The organism is Thalassotalea fonticola (assembly GCF_032911225.1).
Classification (GTDB): domain Bacteria; phylum Pseudomonadota; class Gammaproteobacteria; order Enterobacterales; family Alteromonadaceae; genus Thalassotalea_A; species Thalassotalea_A fonticola.
This window is the reverse complement of the sequence record NZ_CP136600.1, coordinates 2,235,244-2,256,126: the sequence shown is the minus strand read 5'-3', so window position 1 is coordinate 2,256,126 and position 20,883 is coordinate 2,235,244. Positions and strand designations below refer to the sequence as shown.

The 20,883-nt window shown below is 37.9% G+C and carries 20 protein-coding genes; 5 read left to right on the top strand and 15 right to left on the bottom strand.

What is annotated here, in order from left to right; genetic code table 11:
* The first annotated feature begins 42 nt into the window (after positions 1-42).
* Both RI844_RS09225 and RI844_RS09220 read left to right on the top strand, forming a co-directional pair.
* Complete coding sequence (locus RI844_RS09225; RefSeq protein ID WP_348398157.1) at positions 43-1,680, top strand: ExeA family protein; 1,638 nt, start codon at positions 43-45, stop codon at positions 1,678-1,680.
* The gene (locus RI844_RS09220; RefSeq protein WP_348398156.1) at positions 1,680-2,660 is read left to right on the top strand and encodes a general secretion pathway protein GspB; all 981 of its coding nucleotides are present in this window, start codon (positions 1,680-1,682) and stop codon (positions 2,658-2,660) included. The genes RI844_RS09225 and RI844_RS09220 overlap by 1 nt, the downstream gene beginning before the upstream one ends.
* A gap of 90 nt (positions 2,661-2,750) precedes the next feature.
* On the opposite strand, the gene leuD is transcribed toward RI844_RS09220, so the two are convergent.
* The 4 genes from leuD to leuA are packed head-to-tail and all read right to left on the bottom strand — an operon-like array spanning position 2,751 to position 7,433.
* A complete protein-coding gene (leuD, locus tag RI844_RS09215; RefSeq protein ID WP_348398155.1) occupies positions 2,751-3,347 on the bottom strand; it encodes a 3-isopropylmalate dehydratase small subunit in 597 nt (198 codons plus the stop codon).
* A 10-nt stretch (positions 3,348-3,357) separates the two neighbouring features.
* Complete coding sequence (leuC, locus tag RI844_RS09210; protein WP_348398154.1) at positions 3,358-4,752, bottom strand: 3-isopropylmalate dehydratase large subunit; 1,395 nt, start codon at positions 4,750-4,752, stop codon at positions 3,358-3,360.
* Between the two features lies 1 nt (position 4,753).
* On the bottom strand, positions 4,754-5,842 hold the full coding sequence (leuB, locus tag RI844_RS09205; RefSeq protein WP_348398153.1) for a 3-isopropylmalate dehydrogenase: 1,089 nt from the start codon (positions 5,840-5,842) through the stop codon (positions 4,754-4,756).
* Between the two features lie 4 nt (positions 5,843-5,846).
* Positions 5,847-7,433 (bottom strand): 2-isopropylmalate synthase, encoded by a 1,587-nt coding sequence (gene leuA / locus RI844_RS09200; RefSeq protein ID WP_348398152.1) that lies wholly within the window; start codon positions 7,431-7,433, stop codon positions 5,847-5,849.
* 544 nt (positions 7,434-7,977) lie between these two features.
* Here leuA and RI844_RS09195 point away from each other — a divergent pair.
* Together RI844_RS09195 and RI844_RS09190 are read left to right on the top strand one after the other, a co-directional pair.
* Positions 7,978-9,009, top strand: coding sequence for a CDP-glycerol glycerophosphotransferase family protein (locus tag RI844_RS09195; protein ID WP_348398151.1), 1,032 nt, complete (start codon positions 7,978-7,980; stop codon positions 9,007-9,009).
* A 13-nt stretch (positions 9,010-9,022) separates the two neighbouring features.
* The gene (locus RI844_RS09190) at positions 9,023-10,210 is read left to right on the top strand and encodes a CDP-glycerol glycerophosphotransferase family protein (protein ID WP_348398150.1); all 1,188 of its coding nucleotides are present in this window, start codon (positions 9,023-9,025) and stop codon (positions 10,208-10,210) included.
* 91 nt (positions 10,211-10,301) lie between these two features.
* Here RI844_RS09190 and RI844_RS09185 read toward each other — a convergent pair whose 3' ends face one another.
* From RI844_RS09185 to RI844_RS09170, 4 genes are all read right to left on the bottom strand, one after another.
* Complete coding sequence (locus RI844_RS09185; protein ID WP_348398149.1) at positions 10,302-11,828, bottom strand: capsule assembly Wzi family protein; 1,527 nt, start codon at positions 11,826-11,828, stop codon at positions 10,302-10,304.
* A 104-nt stretch (positions 11,829-11,932) separates the two neighbouring features.
* Entirely contained in the window at positions 11,933-12,346 is a 414-nt protein-coding gene (locus RI844_RS09180) for an adenylyltransferase/cytidyltransferase family protein (RefSeq protein WP_348398148.1), read from the bottom strand.
* A gap of 121 nt (positions 12,347-12,467) precedes the next feature.
* Positions 12,468-13,532: a CDP-glycerol glycerophosphotransferase family protein gene (locus RI844_RS09175; protein ID WP_348398147.1), complete on the bottom strand. Its 1,065-nt coding sequence runs from the start codon at positions 13,530-13,532 to the stop codon at positions 12,468-12,470.
* A gap of 12 nt (positions 13,533-13,544) precedes the next feature.
* A complete protein-coding gene (locus RI844_RS09170) occupies positions 13,545-14,138 on the bottom strand; it encodes a TIGR04211 family SH3 domain-containing protein (protein WP_348398146.1) in 594 nt (197 codons plus the stop codon).
* Positions 14,139-14,356: 218 nt separating this feature from the next.
* On the opposite strand from RI844_RS09170, the gene RI844_RS09165 reads away from it, so the two are divergent.
* Positions 14,357-15,862 (top strand): CYTH domain-containing protein, encoded by a 1,506-nt coding sequence (locus tag RI844_RS09165; RefSeq protein WP_348398145.1) that lies wholly within the window; start codon positions 14,357-14,359, stop codon positions 15,860-15,862.
* A gap of 39 nt (positions 15,863-15,901) precedes the next feature.
* Here the strand turns inward: RI844_RS09165 and RI844_RS09160 are convergent, their stop codons facing one another.
* The 7 genes from RI844_RS09160 to RI844_RS09130 all read right to left on the bottom strand — a co-directional run bounded on the left by RI844_RS09160 (position 15,902) and on the right by RI844_RS09130 (position 20,785).
* A complete protein-coding gene (locus tag RI844_RS09160; RefSeq protein WP_348398144.1) occupies positions 15,902-16,366 on the bottom strand; it encodes an ion channel in 465 nt (154 codons plus the stop codon).
* 98 nt (positions 16,367-16,464) lie between these two features.
* A complete protein-coding gene (locus RI844_RS09155) occupies positions 16,465-16,788 on the bottom strand; it encodes a hypothetical protein (RefSeq protein ID WP_348398143.1) in 324 nt (107 codons plus the stop codon).
* Position 16,789: 1 nt separating this feature from the next.
* Complete coding sequence (locus RI844_RS09150; RefSeq protein ID WP_348398142.1) at positions 16,790-17,431, bottom strand: hypothetical protein; 642 nt, start codon at positions 17,429-17,431, stop codon at positions 16,790-16,792.
* A 151-nt stretch (positions 17,432-17,582) separates the two neighbouring features.
* A complete protein-coding gene (locus RI844_RS09145; RefSeq protein WP_348398141.1) occupies positions 17,583-18,272 on the bottom strand; it encodes a PspA/IM30 family protein in 690 nt (229 codons plus the stop codon).
* Positions 18,273-18,332: 60 nt separating this feature from the next.
* On the bottom strand, positions 18,333-18,746 hold the full coding sequence (locus RI844_RS09140) for a YjfI family protein (RefSeq protein WP_348398140.1): 414 nt from the start codon (positions 18,744-18,746) through the stop codon (positions 18,333-18,335).
* A 144-nt stretch (positions 18,747-18,890) separates the two neighbouring features.
* Entirely contained in the window at positions 18,891-19,793 is a 903-nt protein-coding gene (locus tag RI844_RS09135; protein WP_348398139.1) for a DUF350 domain-containing protein, read from the bottom strand.
* A gap of 11 nt (positions 19,794-19,804) precedes the next feature.
* On the bottom strand, positions 19,805-20,785 hold the full coding sequence (locus RI844_RS09130; protein ID WP_348398138.1) for a hypothetical protein: 981 nt from the start codon (positions 20,783-20,785) through the stop codon (positions 19,805-19,807).
* Positions 20,786-20,883 lie beyond the last annotated feature (98 nt).

The following is a 20,883-nucleotide window of genomic DNA, read 5'->3' as shown; positions in this document are numbered from 1 at the left end:
AGAGTAATTTCCCTAAAGTGTTTATTAAAATAGTTTTCCTTTATGTATAACGGGTACACAGGTTATTTTGGCCTGAACGATATTCCATTTTCAATTGCGCCCAATCCGCAGTATTTATTTATGAGTGGGCGTCATCAAGAAGCACTGGCCCATTTAACTTATGGTTTAGGTGAAGCTGGCGGCTTTGTGTTACTTACCGGTGAAGTAGGTACCGGTAAAACCACAGTTTCTAAATGCTTGTTAGAGCAATTGCCTGACAATACGCAAGCAGCATTCATTTTAAATCCAACATTATCAGCCATCGAATTGTTAGCGACTGTATGCGATGAGCTTTCTATAGATTACGACAGTAGTAATGCATCATTAAAAATCTTTACCGATAAAATTTTAGAGCACTTACTTGCTAACCATCAACAAGGTAAAAATACGCTATTAATTATAGATGAAGCACAACACTTACAACCGGAAGTATTAGAGCAATTAAGGCTATTAACTAATTTAGAGACTCATACAAAAAAATTGCTGCAAGTGATTTTAATTGGTCAGCCTGAGCTGCAAGAGTTATTAAAGCGCAGAGACTTACGGCAATTGGCGCAACGGATTACCGCTCGTTATCATTTATTACCATTAAATCATTCTGAAGTATCACAGTACATAAAGCACCGGTTAAGTATTGCTGGCTGTACTAAAACACTGTTTAATGCCTCGGCAATTACGTTAATTCATAAAATTACCGGCGGCGTCCCACGTTTGGTTAATTTGTTATGTGATCGGGCATTATTAGGCGCTTATTCACAAGAAAAGCAACAAGTTGATAAAGGAATTGTCAGTCAATCAGCCAAGGAAACATTAGAATTTGATACCAGAACTTTAAGTTTTTGGCACAAACCTGCGGTGAAAAATTTTTTAATCACAGCCTCTATGCTGATCTTTGCATTTACTGGTTTCAGCGTCGCTAAGCAACAAAGTAAAAAAATTGAGCAAGCTCATATAGCTCAGCAAAAGGTCATCAAATTCAAGCACGATCAAGCCGAGAATACACAACTAAATTCAATTGAAAATAAGCTCATCAATACAAGTCGTAGCCTCGATGACGCATTTGCTCATTTATTTTCAAAATGGCAAATTCAAGCGTTTGATCCTATAACTGAATCTGTAAATAATCATATTGGCCCTTGTGAAAGAGCTTTAGAGTATCAGTTACAATGTTATTGGTATCAAGGCGAGTTTAAGCGCCTATTAGCGCTTGCTTCTCCTGTGACCTTGCAGTTTTTTGATGACAATGGTGATGCTTATTACGGTACCATTATGCAGCAACAAGATAATAAGTTATTAGTTAAATTTAACAATAACTCAAAGTGGTTGCATACAACTTTTATTGAACAGCATTATCAAGGCAGCGCAGTGTTGTTATGGCGCGCCCCTGAGGGCTTTATTGAGAATATTGATAAAAGCAGCTCAATAAAGTTGGTGCAATGGTTGGAAAATAAACTCAGTGTTCAACAACAGAGGCCAACAAGAAGTATCACACAATTTGACCCTTTATTGGCAAACCAATTAGCACAGTACCAACAAGATGCCGGTTTAATCGTTAATCATTTAGCAGACACCGAAACTGTCATGGCTTTGGCTGTAAGTTCTAATAAAAGTACCAAGGCAAGTAGGGAGGGCAGCAATTAATGTCTTACTTACTCGATGCTCTTAAAAAAGCCACCACGGTTAATTCAAGTGAACCAGTAGTTGAACCTGATGATTTAAAAAAGCAACTTGCTTTAAGTGATTCTGACAAACCTAAACATAGAAAATTACCAAAAACAATTGCGAGCTATGTGCTACTTGCTTTCGCTTTTACTGTTGGAGGTTTTGTGCTCGGCGATGGTGCTGAAATCTTAGTGCATTACCAAGCTGATGCAGACACTGATACAATTGAAGATGTGATTATTGTTGAAGAAGAAGCCTTGATCCCTTTTTATGGAACACAGCATGAAAGCGCGAAATATTTCAACTCACCAAAGGATTACAATCAGCAATTAATTGTATCAAAAACAGAACAAGCTGAGCAGTTGAAGCAAGCGCTACTCGCTAAGACCCAAGCTGACGAATTAGCTAAAAAACAATTAATGGAACAGCAAATTCAAAGTTTACTCAGTCAACATAATATCCAACAGGCAATAGCTGCTAATCAGACTGCGAAAGTATCTGCTGAAAAAGTGGTTGTAAATGAAGCTACAGCCCCGGTGAAACTTAGCCTTAATAAGGATGAACTTGGTGATGTTTCACCTGAGTTACTTCAGGCATTTGAGAATGCTATAGATGATAGCAATAATCCTTTGGTTAATGAGTTAATCGAAGAGCCAGAGATTAATTTAAATAAACCCTACACCGAGCCTGAAGTTGATTTACGAAAGCCTCATTCTATACCGGTGAAACCATTAGCCCAAATGCCACAGTGGTTACAAAATGAGGTGCCTAGCTTACACTTCTCATTGCATATGTATACTTCTGAAACGGCGAGTAGCTGGGTAAGGCTTAATGGCCAAGATTACTATACCGGTGGTATTACAAAAGATGGGGTGGTTATTGAAGAAATACAGCCACAAATGGTAGTTTTACAATTTCAGGGGCAGCGCTTTAGTTTAAAGGCTTTGTCTAGTTGGTAAAGTAGGGGCTGAGTCATTAAACTAGGGTCAGAGTCATTAACTTATTCGAAAGTTAATGACTCTGACCCTCAGATCGTTGCTCTGCTGAAATTATTGCCAAGCAGGCAAGTTATGTTCAAAGCTATCTATTTTATCACTGATTTCTAATGTCCAACCGACAGCATCTACACCATTCTCTAAACAATACTTTTGAAACTCAGTAAGCGTAAATGGATATTGTTTATCGCCATTTATTACCACCATTTTTGTAATGTCTACGGTAAGCTCTAATGGACCTTGCGCCGTTTGGTTGAATAAATCATCAATAACAGATTCTTCTAACACAACCGGCAACATGCCAATGTTGATGCAGTTACCATAAAAGATGTCAGCAAAACTTGAAGCCATTACCACCTGAAAACCAAATTCTTGAATAGCCCAAGGTGCATGTTCACGACTTGAACCACAACCAAAATTCTCACGAGCAAGTAAAATACTCACTCCTTGGTATTCGGGCTTATTTAAGATAAAACTTGGATCTGGTTGCAAACCATCGTCATCTAAAAAGCGCCAATCGTGAAATAAGTGCTGGGCAAAACCAGTACGAGTAGTCTTTTGTAAAAATTGCTTCGGTATAATCTGATCGGTGTCTATATTGGCGCGATCAAACGGCACAACGCTACCAGTATGTTGGCTAAATTTTTCCATGAGTTACTCCTTATGCGTTCACGTCAGTAAAGTGACCAGCTATAGCTGCAGCGGCAGCCATTGCTGGGCTTACTAAATGGGTTCTACTGCCTCGGCCTTGTCTGCCTTCAAAGTTACGGTTACTGGTAGAAGCACAACGATCACCTTCTTTCAGTTTATCGTCATTCATACCTAAACACATTGAACACCCAGGTAAGCGCCATTCAAAGCCTGCGGTGGTAAATATATCAGCTAAGCCTTCAGCTTCAGCTTGGGCTTTTACTCTGTATGATCCCGGAACAACAATTGCGGTAACTTTGCTTGATACAGTTTTACCCTTAACCACTGTCGCGGCAACACGTAAGTCTTCAATGCGAGAGTTAGTACAAGAGCCGATAAATACATTGTTAATTTCAATGTCTGAAATTTTAGTGCCAGGGGCTAAGTCCATATATTTAAGAGCGTTAACACAAGACTCTCGTTCAACCGGATCGCTGAAATCATCAGGTGCAGGTACAACAGAATCTATAGCTGTTACTTGCCCAGGGTTTGTGCCCCAAGTTACTTGTGGTTTAATCTCTGCAGCATCAATAGTTATGGTTGTGTCAAATTGTGCATCGGCGTCTGTTTGTAATGTTTTCCAATCACTAACTGCTTGCTCAAACACGTCACCTTGCGGTGCGTTTTCTTTGTCTTTTAAGTAATCAAAAGTGATTTGATCAGGTGCAATTAGGCCTGCTTTTGCACCAAATTCAATGCTCATATTACAAACGGTCATCCGCTCTTCCATGGTTAATTCACGGATAGCTTGCCCGGTATATTCTATAACGTAGCCAGTAGCACCTGCATGACCAACTTTACCAATAACGGCTAAGATAATGTCTTTCGCGCTGATACCAATGTTGGCTTTACCCTCAATGGCAATATTCATCGTTTTAGCTTTGTTTTGACGTAACGTTTGTGTAGCTAAAACATGTTCAACTTCAGACGTACCTATACCAAATGCTAATGCACCAAATGCGCCATGGGTAGCGGTATGAGAATCACCGCAAACAATTGTTTGTCCTGGCAAGGTAAAACCAAGCTCTGGCCCCATAACATGCACAATGCCTTGGTTTTTGTGGCCCATGCCGTATAACTTAACACCAAAATCACTACAGTTCTTTTCAAGCGTTTTTAACTGATTTGCACCGTTTGCACCAGCGGCATCAATATCACATTTTTTTGTTGAGATATTATGATCCATTGTCGCAATCGTTCTATTTGGGCTGTGAACAGGGCGATCATGGAATTTTAAATTTGCAAATGCTTGTGGTGAAGTAACTTCATGCACAAGATGGCGGTCAATAAAAATTAACGGTGTTTCACCCGCTTTATCTTCTACTAAGTGTCGTTGCCATAATTTTTCATATAAAGTGGAAGCCATGTTACATTTCCTTAATTTTTTGACAAATATAATCACCAACTTCGCTGGTGGTTTTTGCATTACATCTTTGCTCTGCGCTCAACAGGTCACCTGTAAGCATGCCGTTATCTAGGGCACTCGCTACAGCATCTTCGATTGCTTTTGCAGCATTGTCTTGATTTAAACTATAACGAAGCATCAATGCTGCCGATAAAATTTGCGCGATTGGATTAGCTATGCCTTGGCCGGCGATATCTGGCGCTGAGCCACCCGCTGGTTCGTACATACCAAAGCCAGTCTCATTTAGGCTCGCTGAAGGTAACATCCCCATTGAACCGGTGATCATTGCACAGATATCTGAAAGGATGTCACCAAATAAGTTAGGGCACAAAAGTACATCAAACTGATTCGGGTCGCGCACTAGTTGCATCGCCGCGTTATCAACATACATATGTTCAAAACTAACATCCGGGTATTCAACCGCAACTTCTTCAACAACTTGGCGCCATAACTGGCTAGTGGCTAGTACGTTAGCTTTATCTACTGAGGTTACCTTGTTATCACGCTTTTGCGCGGCCTGAAATGCTAGGTGAGTAATACGCTTAATTTCTCGGCGTGAATAAAACATTGAATCGAAACCAGTTTCATCTTCACCTTCGCCTTTGCGGCCTTTTGGCTCGCCAAAGTAAATGTCGCCGGTCAGTTCACGAATCACTAATACGTCAAAACCTTGCTCTGAAATGTCACTGCGTAAGGTTGATAGTGAAGACATCGCTGGCTGTAACTGTGCTGGGCGCATGTTACAGAATAAACCAAATTTGCCACGAAGCCCTAATAAAGCACAACGTTCAGGTTGCTCAGTTGGTGGCAAGTTAGACCATTTTGGACCGCCAACAGAGCCAAATAAAATTGCATCGGCTTGTTCACAACCTTGTACTGTTTGATCCGGTAAAGCGTTGCCATGTAAATCAATAGCTGCTCCCCCAACGTCATATTCTTTAGTATTAATATCGAAATCAAATTTTTCAGCAACAGCGCTTAACACTTTTACTGCTTCAACCATTATTTCTGGACCAATACCGTCTCCGGCTAATACTGCTATGTTTGCCATTGCTTTAAATTCCTTGAATTTTTGTATCTAAATTTGTGCTTGAGTTTGTGTCAGCTGCTTGCTGCTTCAACTGAGCAACTTTTTGTGCTCGCTGAATACTATTAATAGCGTTAATTAATGCTTTGCCTGATGCTTCTATTACATCGGTTTCAATGCCATAACCATGAAAGTTTCTGCCTTGCCAACTTACTACTAAGTCAGCCTGCCCTAGGCCATCTTCACCTTCACCTTTGTTTGATATTTTGTAATCGGCAACATCAAAGTCAATATCTACAGCCTGTTTAATTGCTCTATATAAAGCATCTACGGGTCCATTTCCTGTTGCCGATTGAATTTGAACATCGTCGCCACAAGCAAGTTTTATGCTTGCTGTCGCAAATTCACCGCTGCCTGAATGTACATTCAAATACTCTATACGATAACTGTCCGCATCGGCTTGCTGCTGATTCTTAAATAGTAATGCTTCTAAGTCATCATCAAATACTTGGCCTTTTTTATCGGCCAAGGTTAAAAAGTCTTGATATAACTCTTCTAAGTCAAAATCACTTTCTTGATAACCCAACTCGCCCATACGATGTTTAATAACATGACGACCACTGCGTGAAGTAAGGTTTAACTTAGTTTTACTGATACCGACACTTTCCGGTGTCATAATTTCATAGGTGTTAGCGCTTTTTAACATACCGTCTTGATGGATGCCTGAAGAATGACTAAACGCATTTGCCCCTACAATCGCTTTATTTGCTTGCACGGGCATGTTACAAATTTGGCTGACCATTTTTGAGGTGCGGGCAATTTCTTTATGATTTATGTTTGTGGTTAACCCTAAGATATCGGCACGAGTTTTCATGATCATCGCCACTTCTTCAAGTGAACAGTTTCCTGCACGTTCGCCAATACCGTTTACGGTACATTCAATTTGACGAGCACCAGCATTAACCGCAGCAATGGAATTTGCCACACTTAAGCCCAAGTCGTTATGACAATGCACAGAAATAACTGCTTGATCGATATTTGGTACACGATTAAATAAATCGGTAATAATGCCGCCAAATTCATGGGGAAGGGTGTAACCAACGGTATCTGGAATATTAATGGTCGTTGCACCAGCTTTTATTGCCGACTCAACCATTCGGCATAAGTTGTCTTTAGGGGTGCGGCCAGCATCTTCACATGAAAACTCAACATCGTCGGTGAACTTTCGGGCAAATTTCACCGCGTCTACCGCCATATTTAACACATCATCAAAACCACGCTTTAATTTTTGTTCAACATGTACATCGGAAGTAGAAATAAAGGTGTGTATGCGAAATGCTTCAGCAACACTCATCGCGTCGGCGCAAGATTGAATATCGCCTTTTACCGCTCTTGATAAGCCACATACTCGGCTAGTTTTCAACGTGCGAGCAATAGTTTGTACCGATTCAAAATCGCCAGGAGATGAAACCGGGAAGCCAACTTCCATAATATCAACACCAAGGCGTTCAATAGCTAAGGCAATTTGTAATTTTTCATGGACTGATAAGCTGGCAATTAATGCCTGTTCACCATCTCGTAATGTGGTATCGAAAATTGTTACATTGTTGTTCATAAGTTTGGCCTTTATTTATGCTATTTTACACTTTGTGTTGATATCCGGGCAATCACATTCAAGCATAAAAAAACCCGCAATGTGATTTGCGGGTTTTTGTTATTCAATTAATTAATTTTTAAACAATAGAAAAACGCCCGCTATTTGAATCTAGCAGGAGGTTAAGTAAAATGCGTTGTTTAAAAAATTTGTTCATTACTTATTCTGTTTAGTTGAATTTTTATTCGTTAGAGTAATTAACCTAACATTATGGTTTTTAGCTTTGTAAGTCAAGAGACAAAAAGTAATATTTTATATCTTTTTTTAAGGGGATGGCGTTAAAGGGAGTTTATTTCCTAGAGCATTATCTGTTTGGTTTGGATGCAGCTTTTGAGCCTTGAACCAGATAAAGGTAGCTGTTAATGTTAATTTTATTAAGTTGCTCCCAGTCAAGAAGAAGTAAAAAGTGCATTTAAATAGTCAGTTTTCATATATGGATTAAAGGTGTTTTTGATATAGATTTAAATGTTACACTGGGTAAATCTATTTTCGATCCTTATTATTTATGTCAGCGAAAAAAAAATATTTATTTTATGTAACCCTCTCTTATTCATATAGTGTTTTAAGGCCTATAGAATCAGTATTAAAAGAGAGAGGTTATTCTATTGCCTGGTTTATTCCTGATGGCTCGGAAGCAAAGCACTTTATATCTGATTCAGATAATCTTCTATCCGATATGAAACAGGTCAGAGCCTACAATGCTGATGCAGTACTCGCCCCTGGAAATTATATCCCTGATTTCTTTCCTGGTATAAAAGTGCAAGTTTTTCATGGCTTTGACTCAGGCAAAAAAAATAAATTTAATATTCGAGGTTTTTTCGATTTATATTGTACTCAAGGCCCCAATATAACTGATGCATTTAATAATATTAATGATGGAACCTGTGAAGTCATTGAAACTGGTTGGTCTAAGTTGGATCCTTTATTCTCAGGCCATCCTGAAACTAATAATTATCAATCTGAAAGTCCCGTTGTCTTTTATGCGCCAACTTTTTCGCCAAAATTGACAAGCACATATGCGTTATACCCTGAAATTAAAAAATTGATTAAGGCTAAAAACTGGCATTGGCTAATTAAGCTTCATCCAAAGGCGTCCACAGAAGAGATTGCCATGTTCAAAGTTCTTGCTGGTGAAAAGGTACAATTTATAGAAACTAGCGACATAATTCCATTACTGCAAGCTGCAGATGTGTTGTTATCGGATACATCTTCAATTTTGGCTGAATATGCTTTGCAGCGCAAACCTGTTGTTGCATTCAACAATCGTCGTCCAGAATCTTGGCTTGTTAATTTTAATGAACCAGAAAAGTTAGAAGAAAAATTAGAATATGCTTTACAAAATAAAGAGGAATTGCTGAGTAAGATTGATCAACATTGCCAGCAAATACACCCTTATCGTGATGGGGCTTCTAGTGAGCGTGTTATACAGGCTATTGATGATTTGGTAGAACGTGGCATATGCCATTTAAAAGCAAAACCATTAAACTTAATCCGTCGATTAAAGATGCGTAAAAAACTAAAATACTACCGTTGGTAAAAAGAGATTAAATATGTTTGATTGTAAAGTTGCATATTACGTGAATGATAATATTCAGCATTTTCCTCCCGTGCATAGGTTACAGACCAAATTACCTGGACCAATAATTGTTCGAGGCAAAAAGATTTTGGGCTATATTCAAGAGAATTACCCCGAAATTGCCAAGCGTACATTTTTTATTCGTAATAGACGAAAAGCCAAAAAGTTTTTAAAACAGCACCAAATGCGCGTTGTCGTTTACCCTGCTTTTCAAACATTAAATTTTGGCTTGAGCGTTGAAATTTTTCATGGTGGTTTATCTGATAAGCGTTATTTAGAAAATGCGTTTATTAGCATGTATGATTTAGTGTTATTTCCAGGTGAAAAATCTCGTGACAAAGTAGAGAAAGCAGGTTTATTGACTCATGTCGTAGAATCTGAGGTAATTGGTTATCCAAAGTTTGATCCATTAATAAATGATTCTTTATCTTATGAGCCGTTGTTTAATAATGGCAAGCCTACTGTACTATACGCACCAACTTGGATTTCTATGGCCAAAGAAGGAGCAACGGCGCATCGCTTTTCTAAATATGGTGAAAGTTCACTGCCGCTTTGGGGAGTAAAGCTTCTTAAGTATATGCCTGAATCGGTGAATTTTATTGTGAAATTTCATGCTCTTGTTCATGAAGATGGGAATTCAATCAATAAGCAGATGGAGAATTACGTAACAGAACATGGTTTGCAAGATCGAATCAAAATATTATATGCAGACAATATCTTGCAGTATATGGATCAAGCTGATGTCATGATTTCTGATATTTCATCGGCTTGCTATGAATGGTTCCACTTTAACCGGCCGATCATTTATGCCAACCCAGACCCTGTTCATTATCAGCCGAGCGATGATATATCTTCAAATACATTTGCCTGGCAAGCGGGTGATGTAATAAATAAAGACGATGATATAGCCAAATTTATTAACTCTAATTTAGCCGCAGATAATCATAAAGAAAAACGCAACAACATATTTCACTACTCTATCTATAAACCTGATGGTTATGCGACAGACAGGCAAGCGGATACTATCACTAAGTTGCTATCAAAAAATGAAGATATTCCATACCATAAGTTTTCGCGAATATGTGCTCTAAAGCATTTTTGGCGTAATCTAAAAATGCAATTAGTATTGAAGCGTAAGGTAGATAAACTAGAAGGACTGTAGGGGGTAATTAGCTAGTTTGGTAACGTAAGGCTAAGTTTATTTTTGAACTTAGCCTTATTAACTTTTACAGGACAACGTTTTAATGCTTGAATTACAGAATGTACTCAACATTAAAGTACATATTAGGTTCAGATGAATCTTTTAAATCTTCATTAATGTAAGATGATTTGCTGTAATCCCCACCTACCGTATATTTGAATCTGCCTTGTCTTAATTGATATTTAATACTTAGCATATACACTTCTTCAGCAACTTTTGTAACTGTATTACCTAAGTTTGGATCATCAGGATACCAATCGCTATTGTCATAATTTAAATCTAAATATTTAAGTTTAATTTCCCAGCTAGATAAATTTGTGAGTTGAGAGACAAACCCTAACACATAGGTTTCTGAGTCATTATCATATAAATTACCTATAGCTCTGCCTTCATAGCGCATACCTGAGCGGTAAATATGGTGCTCGTATAAGCAATCGCCTACCCCTAACCGATCGTCAGAGTTTCTCGGTGTGCAATCTGTATAACTATCGGTATACTCGAGGTAAGCTCGCCAGTATGTGTCAAACATAAATAGTTGGGTGTCAGCACCATAAGTCCACACTTTTTGCCCAACTAAATCCCCATTTTTACTGTTTCCATCCTCAGCCATCATTTGAGTATAAATACTAAATGGTTGCGCAAACCAGTTTGCAGTATATCTAGCGTCAGCGCCGGCTAATTGGTTCCCAGGCTCTAAATCTAGATCATCACACTCTTTTGCCGTTAGTTCGCAATTATCTTTGCCTGCTAAAACGTCCATGAAAGTATCAAAACCACCAGGACGATTATCTCCGTTCCATTGTGCAAGCCGAGTTATGCCCAGCTCAAGACTTGGTATCGGTTTGAAGTTTAACCGAAAACCCCATAACCAAGTGTTAGGTACATGACGGTCTTCTTCAAACACATTCATAAATGTAGTCACAGTCCAGGGAATTTTTATATCATTGAAAAAAGGCATCACAAAAGGCTCTGATGTTTTTCTAGAAATCGCAACACCTGCTAATGGTCTAGCATTATTCGTTAATGCTAAGTTGCTATCCCAACCAGGCCCCCACCAACGATCGTACGCCCCAGCTGAAAGTACCCAATTCCCGATATGTGTTGCTATATAACTGCCATCTATTCTAGCTTCTTCACCATCTTCGGGAGTATCAACTATAGAAGCGGATAATTTAGCTGACCAAGCATCACCGATAAAACTAAACCCACCTTTGGCTACATTATCATCGCGATATTCGTCACCAAAGCTAGTAAACCGCTTATCTTTAGTTGCAAAATTAAGCTCAATTTTATGCTGGTTATTATTAGCTCTTCGTAAGTGCTGTTTTATATGCCAATAAGCATTTTTACTTGTTTCATCCAAGGAAGTTTCATCTACAGATTTTAATGCCCTAGAAACCTCTGCCCACATAATAGGGTAGGTAGTCGTTGTAGTATTTATATGGCCTTTATCAGAAAGTAATTGTAAATCAGCTCTCAAAAAAATATTTGAAGTATCAATCCAAGGTTCAGCAAAAGAATTTAAGCTTATAAATAACAAGCTCAGAGGGAGAGTAAATTTCTTTTCAGGATATTTCATTTTATCTGATTCTAATGTAGTAATTCGATGAATTATAAGAGTAAACCCATAATAAACAGAAAATTAAATCAGCCTAAAATCATTTAGGCTGATTTCGGGGGTTATTATATTTTACTTAATACTTCTCGTAAAAAAGTACTCGAGGTGTGTGTAGTGTAGGGGAAGTAGCATATTTCAACTCCAAATTTAGAAAAATCTTCTTCTATTTGATTCCATTTGTCTGTGCCTTTCCAGTCATCACCGACAAACATTTTATCAAACTTTAGATTGTTCCAAGCCTCTTCTTTGTCGTAATTCATTTGGGGCACCACTTCATCAACAAACTTAATGTGCTCTACTATTTCCATACGCTCATTGAAAGGGATTATCGGTTGTTTGTTTTTTGCAGACATACTCAATTCATCGCTTGTTACCCCGACAATTAAATAATCGCATTCTAGTTTTGCTCTTTTGAGGACGTTTAAGTGGCCCACATGGAATAAATCGAAGACGCCAGTTGTATAACCAATTTTTTTCATAATACACCTATGGTTGAATAAAGATAATTTGTGCCGTGCAACATTAACCCGGTATTGTAGCTTGTTTTTTATTTAATACAATATTAGAAAATTGTATTAAAAGGTAGTTTGAACGAACCTGTCATTGGTTGCTTTTTAAATACTCAACTATTCGTTGGCTGGCTTTACCATCTAAAATTCCGGCTAATTTATTTGATAAAGCTAGTCGAGTTTGTTCCAGCATTTTCGGTTGTTGATACTGCTCATTCACTAAGTCACGTAATTGCGAGTAACTTTTTGCATGCACGGCTATATCGCCATATTCGCCATAATCCTGGTCCATACGTTTTTTAAAGCGGTATGAAAAGATGCCACTGTAACTCCAACGCAGTTTTAAAAAGTCACACCAAACAACCGGCTTGTTTAATGCGGCAAACTCAAAAAGCGCTGATGATGCATCACTTATAAGAACATCTGAGTTAGCTAGAAAAGGAACTAATGAATAGTCAGATGTTTTAGCTAAATAAACGTTGTTGAATGTAGCCCAGTGTTCTAACAACTGTTTTTGTTTATGATACTTATCTTTGGCAATTGAAAAATAGTGTGGCTTGATTAAAATATTGAAATTACTAAAATTATTTGGCCAATTTTTAGGGAAGCATTCAATGCTGCTTGGATAAAAAGTTGGTGCGTACGTAAGTGTAGGTTTAGATGGATCTAACCCTAAAGTTTGTAAATCAAAGCCTTGTTCTATTTTGTTGATAATAGGGTCCAACTTGCAAAAGCCAACATCTATAAACGTATCATTAGGGTACATTTCTAACAGGCGGTTGCAGCGATATTCACCTTCGACAAATCGTACTGTCATAGGTGTATCTGATTTAGTGTAATAGCTAGCTTTCGGGCCTATACCATGCCCTAACTGTGCCGATTTACTTACTGTATGAACCTGCTCTAATAAACGAAATGCATTTGCAAAGAAAATCCATTGTGCTTTCTCATTTAGGTAATAGTTGCAAGCCTGTTGTTCAGAGTCTACCCAGATGTGAGGTAATTCATTTTCACTAATAATAGAGTTAATGACATCATCATGAATACCATGGTAAAAAACGAAACTGGTAATTATGCCTTGTTTTTTTAATTCCTGATGAACAGGAAGGTATTGTGGCAAATAGTAAAGATGAAGAACATCGAATATAACTTTCATAAGACTTAGAGCTTAGCCCCAAGAAGAATAATTACTTTTTCTGCCTGCAAACCTGGGCAAAATTAAACCAAGAATCAACCCTAGTACCAAAACACCTGCACCATAGGTAAACCAAGTGAGCTTGATGTTTAAATCTTTTTCATCCAGTTCGCTACTCGCCTGTTCAAATTTTTGGCTGATATCTTTATTCTCTTTTACTACTTGTTGGTTTTGTTGTTTTAAGGCATTTAATTGTTTATTGGTTTCACTCATTTTTGTTTGTAAATTACCAAGTTGCGCTGTTTTATCGGCTAACTCTTCATTGAGCTCGGCTAAGACAACTCGCAGCCCTGGTGTGGCAGATATATATTTAGCATCTACCCAACCCTTGCGGTTTTGCGTGTCTTGTACCTGTTGGTAGTCATTGTCGATAGCACCTAACAGCTGTACTTCTTCACCAGCGTTAATACTACCTAAAATTCGATATTGCGTGCCGGGGCCAGAGTGAAAGTAAATAAATAAGTCATCACTGATGAATCCTGTTTTATTTTCTGGATTTTCTTGGGCAAATGCGGAACAAGAAACTGTAAAAATTAAGAGGCTAATTATTTTTTGAATTGTGTTCATTACTGACTTCTAAATACGGTAATTAATTGCATTAAATATTAGGTGTTTGTGCATTGGATAGCAAGATTATCTCACTGAATCTAGTCTTATTTTTTGATTTAATGAGTAAACATATTGGAGTATTTCTTAAATTGTTCATTTTTTGATTGAAAGCAGGTTTCAGCTTTTGTATGGTTAACAATCTACTGACTAAACAATGAGATTGTAAACAAACTTTAATGGACACAGAAATAGAACTGAAATATTTAGTTTTAGGTGATGATATACCTGCTGTTATTACTAACCTTTTAAACCAATTAAAATATCCTTTTTCTTGCAAAACTAAAACTCTCGCAAATTGTTATTACGATACCCCCGATTTAGCCTTACGAAAGGCGGATATTGGTTTGCGTATTCGCCAAAATAATAAAGGTGAAATAGAACAAACAATAAAAACCTCCGGTATTACCGTAGGTGGTTTACATCAACGACCCGAATACAATATCTCTTTGGGATCTGCCAACGTCAATCTGGCTTTATTTCCTAATGATATATGGCCGCCAACCCTTGATGTTGAATCTGTGCAAGAGCAAATAACGGCTCTATTTGATACTAACTTTAAGCGCATGACTTGGTTGGTTACTATGCCTGATAACAGTCAAATAGAATTGGCGTTCGATCAAGGTGAGATTTGTTCAAGCCAGAGCCGCGAGCTTATTAATGAAATTGAATTGGAATTAATAAGTGGTGATGCAAGTTCAATTTTCATTTTGGCCCATTCGTTAACCTCTGTAATAGCAATGCGACCTGGCACCTTAAGTAAAGCGGCTAGGGGCTATGGTTTAGTGTTTGGTCGCACTGAGTCTCATATTAGTAGTGCCAGTACTGTTTTAGCTTTTGAGCCTAGCATGACTATTTTAGAATCTTTTAAAGCTGGCTTTAGTGAATGTCTATCGCAATTACAGCAGTTGGTCAGTCAATTTGTTGCTGAGCCCAATTTACATTTATTGAAAGAAATATCAGATTCATTAGCGTTAGCCAGACATGGGTTATGGTTATATAAAGATTATTTACCCAGCGATAAAGCCGACTCTATCCGTATACAAATTAAGGTTGTTTTAGCTGAACTGGCATGGGTTGAAACTGCGCGTCAAATCCGTGAGTTAACCACTAAAAAAGGTAATTACCGGAAAAAAATTGAGTACAGCAAAAGTTTGTTGGCTGAGCTAAAGAACGAAAAGCATCAATTGATCGACTTTGAACAAATGATTAAATTACTTCATGGTGAAGCTTTTAATTTATTACAGTTAAGTATGTTGGAATTTATTCTGAATGAACCGGAAAGTGAAGAGCATAAAACCGAGCTCCTTGACTTGGCACCCAGTTGGTTATCGTTAAATTTAGATACCTTAAATAAAGCTATTCATCGAGATAAACCTTTAACTGCTGCGGAATATATCGATAATCATCATTTAATTATCAGAAGCCTATTAACTGGTAGTTGGTTTGGTGGTTTATATGATATAGAGCAACGTATGGACTTTCGAGGTCCGTGGCTTGATATACACTTGGGGATTGATGAACTTGAAACATTAACTTTGTTAAAAGGACACTTACAAGGTAGCAGTGAAGAAATACCGCAAAAACTTATATCGTGGTTAGATGATAAAGTTGAAAACTTATTATGTGCTTTAGAGCATTGTAAGGCTGCTGCGCTTAATTTACAGCCTTATTGGCTAAAGTAATTGTATAGTATCTAATTAAAAGTCAGTTGAATTAAGCTTTTAGCTGATTTTTTCTAATACTTTCACCAGTGAATCTACTTTTCTTTCAAGCATTTTATTGCGTTCTATAATTTCGGAATTTTGTTTGCGAAGTTCACGGTTTCTCACATCTGTATTGGAAAAACCAATGATCGATCCCAAAACTTTAGTGACAATAAAACCAACCAAACCAAAGCCGATATAGAACATTAAGGTAGCAATGACTTTTCCGCCAGTAGAAACCGGGTGGAAATCCCCATAGCCAATCGTGCTAGCAGTCATTTGTAGTGTCCAAAAAGCCTCATAAAAACTGGTTATGTTGGCATCAATATGAGCACTTTCAAAATGTATTAAAGCTGCCGAAAAAAGAAACATGGTGACGTAAAGCATAATAAATGCGATAGCGATCAGGTAACTGTTATGGTAATTTTTTACGCCGAATTCATCGACTTTGTAAAAGCGGGCTTTACGAATAAGAACAAGCATAGAAAAATGACACACTCTGCAAATTAATTAACACCCACTTATTCTACCTGTATTGTTGGAATAATGTAGTAACGAGATGTAATCAATTAACAGCAGGTTTAATTTTCATTTACAAATTCAATTAACTCATCCATTAATTTACGCTTTATTTCGAGTTGCTCTGTCGGCTGTATACCGTACTTATTACCTAATACCTGATAGTCTTCACTACTTAAAGAAACGGTTAAACGTGGACGTTTAGGTTTTTTATGCACCGGCAAACCTAATATCATTCTAATTTGATCTGATGGACTAAGGCTAGCTTCAACAGCGGCTTTGCGAATTTCTTTCTGTACTTTTTCATCCATATCAAATGCAACTTGAACGGCTTTTACTGCGTTAACATTTGATTGCCATTTTTCAGGTAGTTTCCTAGTCGTCATCTTAGCTCCCCGGATAATACTCTTTAATATCAGATGTTGGTCGATACAAATTTACAAATACATCTGTGTCACCATCTTGCCAAATTTGTATATCAACTGAGTATTGATCATCGACACCACGTAAACTATAAAACTCAAACGCTTCGCCCGAATCTTCACCTTCAAACTCTGAAGGTTTATTTAAGCGGTGATCTTTGCGGTGAAAGTAGCCCATTTGAGCAAATGCAGTTTGTTGATATTGCTCGCTCGTCCAGCCGGCTGTTTGCGAAGTTTCGCACAGACGATTCAAAAGGGCATTGCCAGGAGCTTCAAATACTTCTGAAAATTCATCAAGGTTAAATAAACCCTCTACGCAGCTATCAGAAACTTTCATCGTAAGTTTGAGATATTGTTGTTGGCCCTGTTCAAGGCTTAAATAAATTTGCTGTTCAGCCGAACCATCAAGTTGCCACTCGGTAATTTGCTTATGTTCGAATTCATGGGTATTAATGTTAGCTACTTGAAATTGCTTATTGCGCAAGTTTTCTGGTAAGGCAAAACTGTCAGAAAAAATAATGATGTCTTTTATCATTAGATCTTTAGGTTGGTTTAATTGACGTGGTTCAATACTGTCTTTATTAAACAGCTTTTTAAAAAAGCTCATTTATCACCATGTATATTAAATAAAAGGTTTTAAATCTATTACCATGATTTACAGGATGTAATGAATGCGAAAGAGCGCGCCATGCCGATTTGCATTAATTATTCCCTGAATCAAAATCAGGCATCGATAATGGATGCCTGTTAATAGTTATTTATTTTTGCTTAGCTTTAATGCGTTCTAGCACAGAGTTAGCGCTGTTGTCTTGGCTACCAATGCCGGCTTCCTTAAGTTGTGCTTCTAATGAGCTATCCGAATTTTCGGCATCAAGCACTTCAGCAGCTTTTAATTGATCGTCAAATTTTTGTTGTTTTGCTTTAATTCGCTCAAGTGAGTCTTTAGCATTAAGCAGTTTCGAGCTGCTTGATGAGAAGTTATCGGTAATTGCTGATGTTGCTTTTTGTACGCTGTCGGTGGTTTTAACCATAGAAAGCTGGCGTTTATATTCAGCAACTTGGCGTTCACCTTTTTTGACTAAATCTTTTAATCTATCAGCATTGGTGCTAAAGCTGTCTAACGCTTGTTGCCCTGTGCTGAGTTCATTTTCCAAGCTGGCAATTTTCTCGGCCACTTGTAGGGCTAAAGCTTCATTGTTTTTTTCTAAAGCTTGTGCAACATAACCCTCGTGTTCAGCAATATCACGCTTCACTTTATCAACATCTCGGCTTGACGCCATTTGCTGAGCCATAACAGATGTTAAATCGCGTTTTGCTTTAGTTAAATGGTTTTCAGCATCACGAATTTCCTGTTCAAAAATGCGGGTTGCATTTGCATCGACTATGCCTTCGCCCATTTCAGTTGCGCCACCGCGAATAGCGGTCATAATTTTTTTAAAAATACTCATATGTACTCCATTAATTCTGTACTGGATATTGATGGTTTTTCAAAGCTCATATTTAGCGCTTTAAACTAAAAACTCATCCATATCGTCAATTACTTCAATCGCATTGTTACTAAGCACTGCCAATTCATGTTCAATATCATCGAATGAAGAGCCAATTGATAGCGCGCCGAAAATGACATACTTATCGCCTATTTTCGAAAATGATGACAATGGCATTGGGATATTCATTTCCAACATTGCTTCTAGCATTGCTACTCGTTTATCGCTTTTTACTTCTTCTTCACCCCACAAGTAGGTAATGCAAAGTATTTGATCATCGGTAACCGAAACAAAAATAGGTAACTCTTCACGATCCGTGATGGTTATTTGTAAAACATCAACGTCACCAGAAATAGGTTGGCAATCAAACATTAGCCCTGTTGCTGATTGATCAGCTAATCCATTTAAATGATCCGCGATTTTATGTATGTTCATGATTATCCTTCGTTAAACAAGACAAGAGTCACTCTATAAAGCTAAGGTGACATATTATGTCAGGTGATGTTAATGTAGCACGGTGACATAATATGTCAAGCGTGTTCTGAAAGTTAGCGCCACCTATTTTTAAAGATCTTAACGCTATACCATTAAAGCCGTTAAGATTAATGCAATAGAAATACTTACCGCCATTTCAACACTGGCAACACCAACATTATGCTGCTGATCAACTTCTTCAGCCATATTAATCCCCCATAACACTATACGTTTAGCGATAGAGGTTAAAACCGATACAACGACAGTCATGATCAGGCCAAACACTAACCAGCCGATTAAGTTTTCGACAATAGTTTCAGGTGTATAAATTAAGAAATAACTGGCGGCGGTAACAGCTAGCGATGTTGAAATTATTTGACCACTATAACGAATAGCGAGGGCAACTTGACCATCAGTTAACGCTTCTTGCATGCAATCTTTTTGATTGTTTTTAGCAAAGTGCACTTCACGAATTCGAGTAACTAACACCAAAATAATTTGTGAAACAATAAAGCCGCTACCAATCGCAACAAAGGTATACACATCTAGGCCGTCTACCCAAATTAGTACGGCGCGAATAACTAATGCTGTGGCAATAACTCCTGCAGCATCTACAATACCGACTGAAATATTTCGTTTTTTAATTTCAGCCATTTTATCTAGTTGATGCAGTGCAAACTTATCGTGTATCAAACGTCCCAGTTTGATTAATATCAGGCCAAATAAGCCATAAGCCAACATCCCAATTGCTTCAACTTCATAGCTGACAGAATGCTCTCCTGTTACCGCACCGGTCATTACAATACCTAATGCCGCAACTGAGCCTGCAACACTAATACCAAAGGCAAAATTGTCTTCTTTTGCTAGTTCGTCGGTGGTATTTACTTTTGCTGAAAGTCCGGCAATAAATCGCATCGCCGACAACAGCAAAATTGCAATGGCAATATCGATGGCTAGTATGATTAGAATGTGCTGATCAATAGCACCAAAATTTAATAAGTTATCCATTATTTTTCCTGTTATCTTCTGCGTCTAAAACCGCGAGAAATAAATGATTTTCTTTTTTGACGAAAGCGTGGTTTAGTCTTTTGTTTAGAATATTTAGATTTATTACTAAATTTTGAAGAGCTCGCGCCATTGCTTCTAAATTTGCTCGCCGTTTTTTGCGCATTCTGGCTTTGTTTGGATAAGCCAGATGAACCTTTTCTGTTTTTACTGTAGGTGCTGGTAAACTTTTGACCTTTGCTTTCAAATGACTTACGTGTTCTGGTTTCAACTTGTGACTGCTTGCGCATATCCCTTGGCGAAGTATATCGACTTCGACCATAATCATTGTAATAACTGTAACCTCTATTTCGACCCCAGCTATCATAATAAATACGATTGCCGCCAAACATATTTCCCATCATTGAGTACATGCCATACCAAGCCCAAAATGACATACCTGAGCTACCTGTTTGCCAACTACCATAGGACGGGTTGCCCACTAATTGCGAACCTACACCAAAATCTTGGGCATTATTAGCGAGTAAGCCTTGTTCTTTGCTAACGGAGTTGATTCTTGGTAAAGCACCATCAGACATATCGGCTAATACGTTTAATGGGTCGCTTAATGCATCAGAATATAAAACCGGATCGGCAGCCTGATATATATTGAGCAACTCTTGATAAATTGCCTTATTATCATCAAACATTTGTGGTTGGTTTTTAACCGTGTTAATTCGATCTAATAGCGCTAGATACATGGGGCCATTAATTGTTGCGTCTTTTTTAAATTCAGCAACAAGAGGTTCCATGTCAGGCTTTGCTGATAGAACTTTTTCTGCGTATTGGTCGATCAAGTTCGCATTGCGCACTTGACCATTCTCCAGGGCATTACCAAGTTGCGCTATACGCTGCTCAGTGATCGGTGTTTGACCTTTTATTTGCTCAATATATGGGTCGCTACAACCGGTTAGTGATACGACTATCACCAGCAATATAATTTTTATTGATTGCATTCCTGCTCTCTTTCCTTCAAAAATGCTAAGGTAAAGGGGGTATACCTATTAGACTCGGTATTAATACCACTAACGACATAATATGTCTATTCTCAATT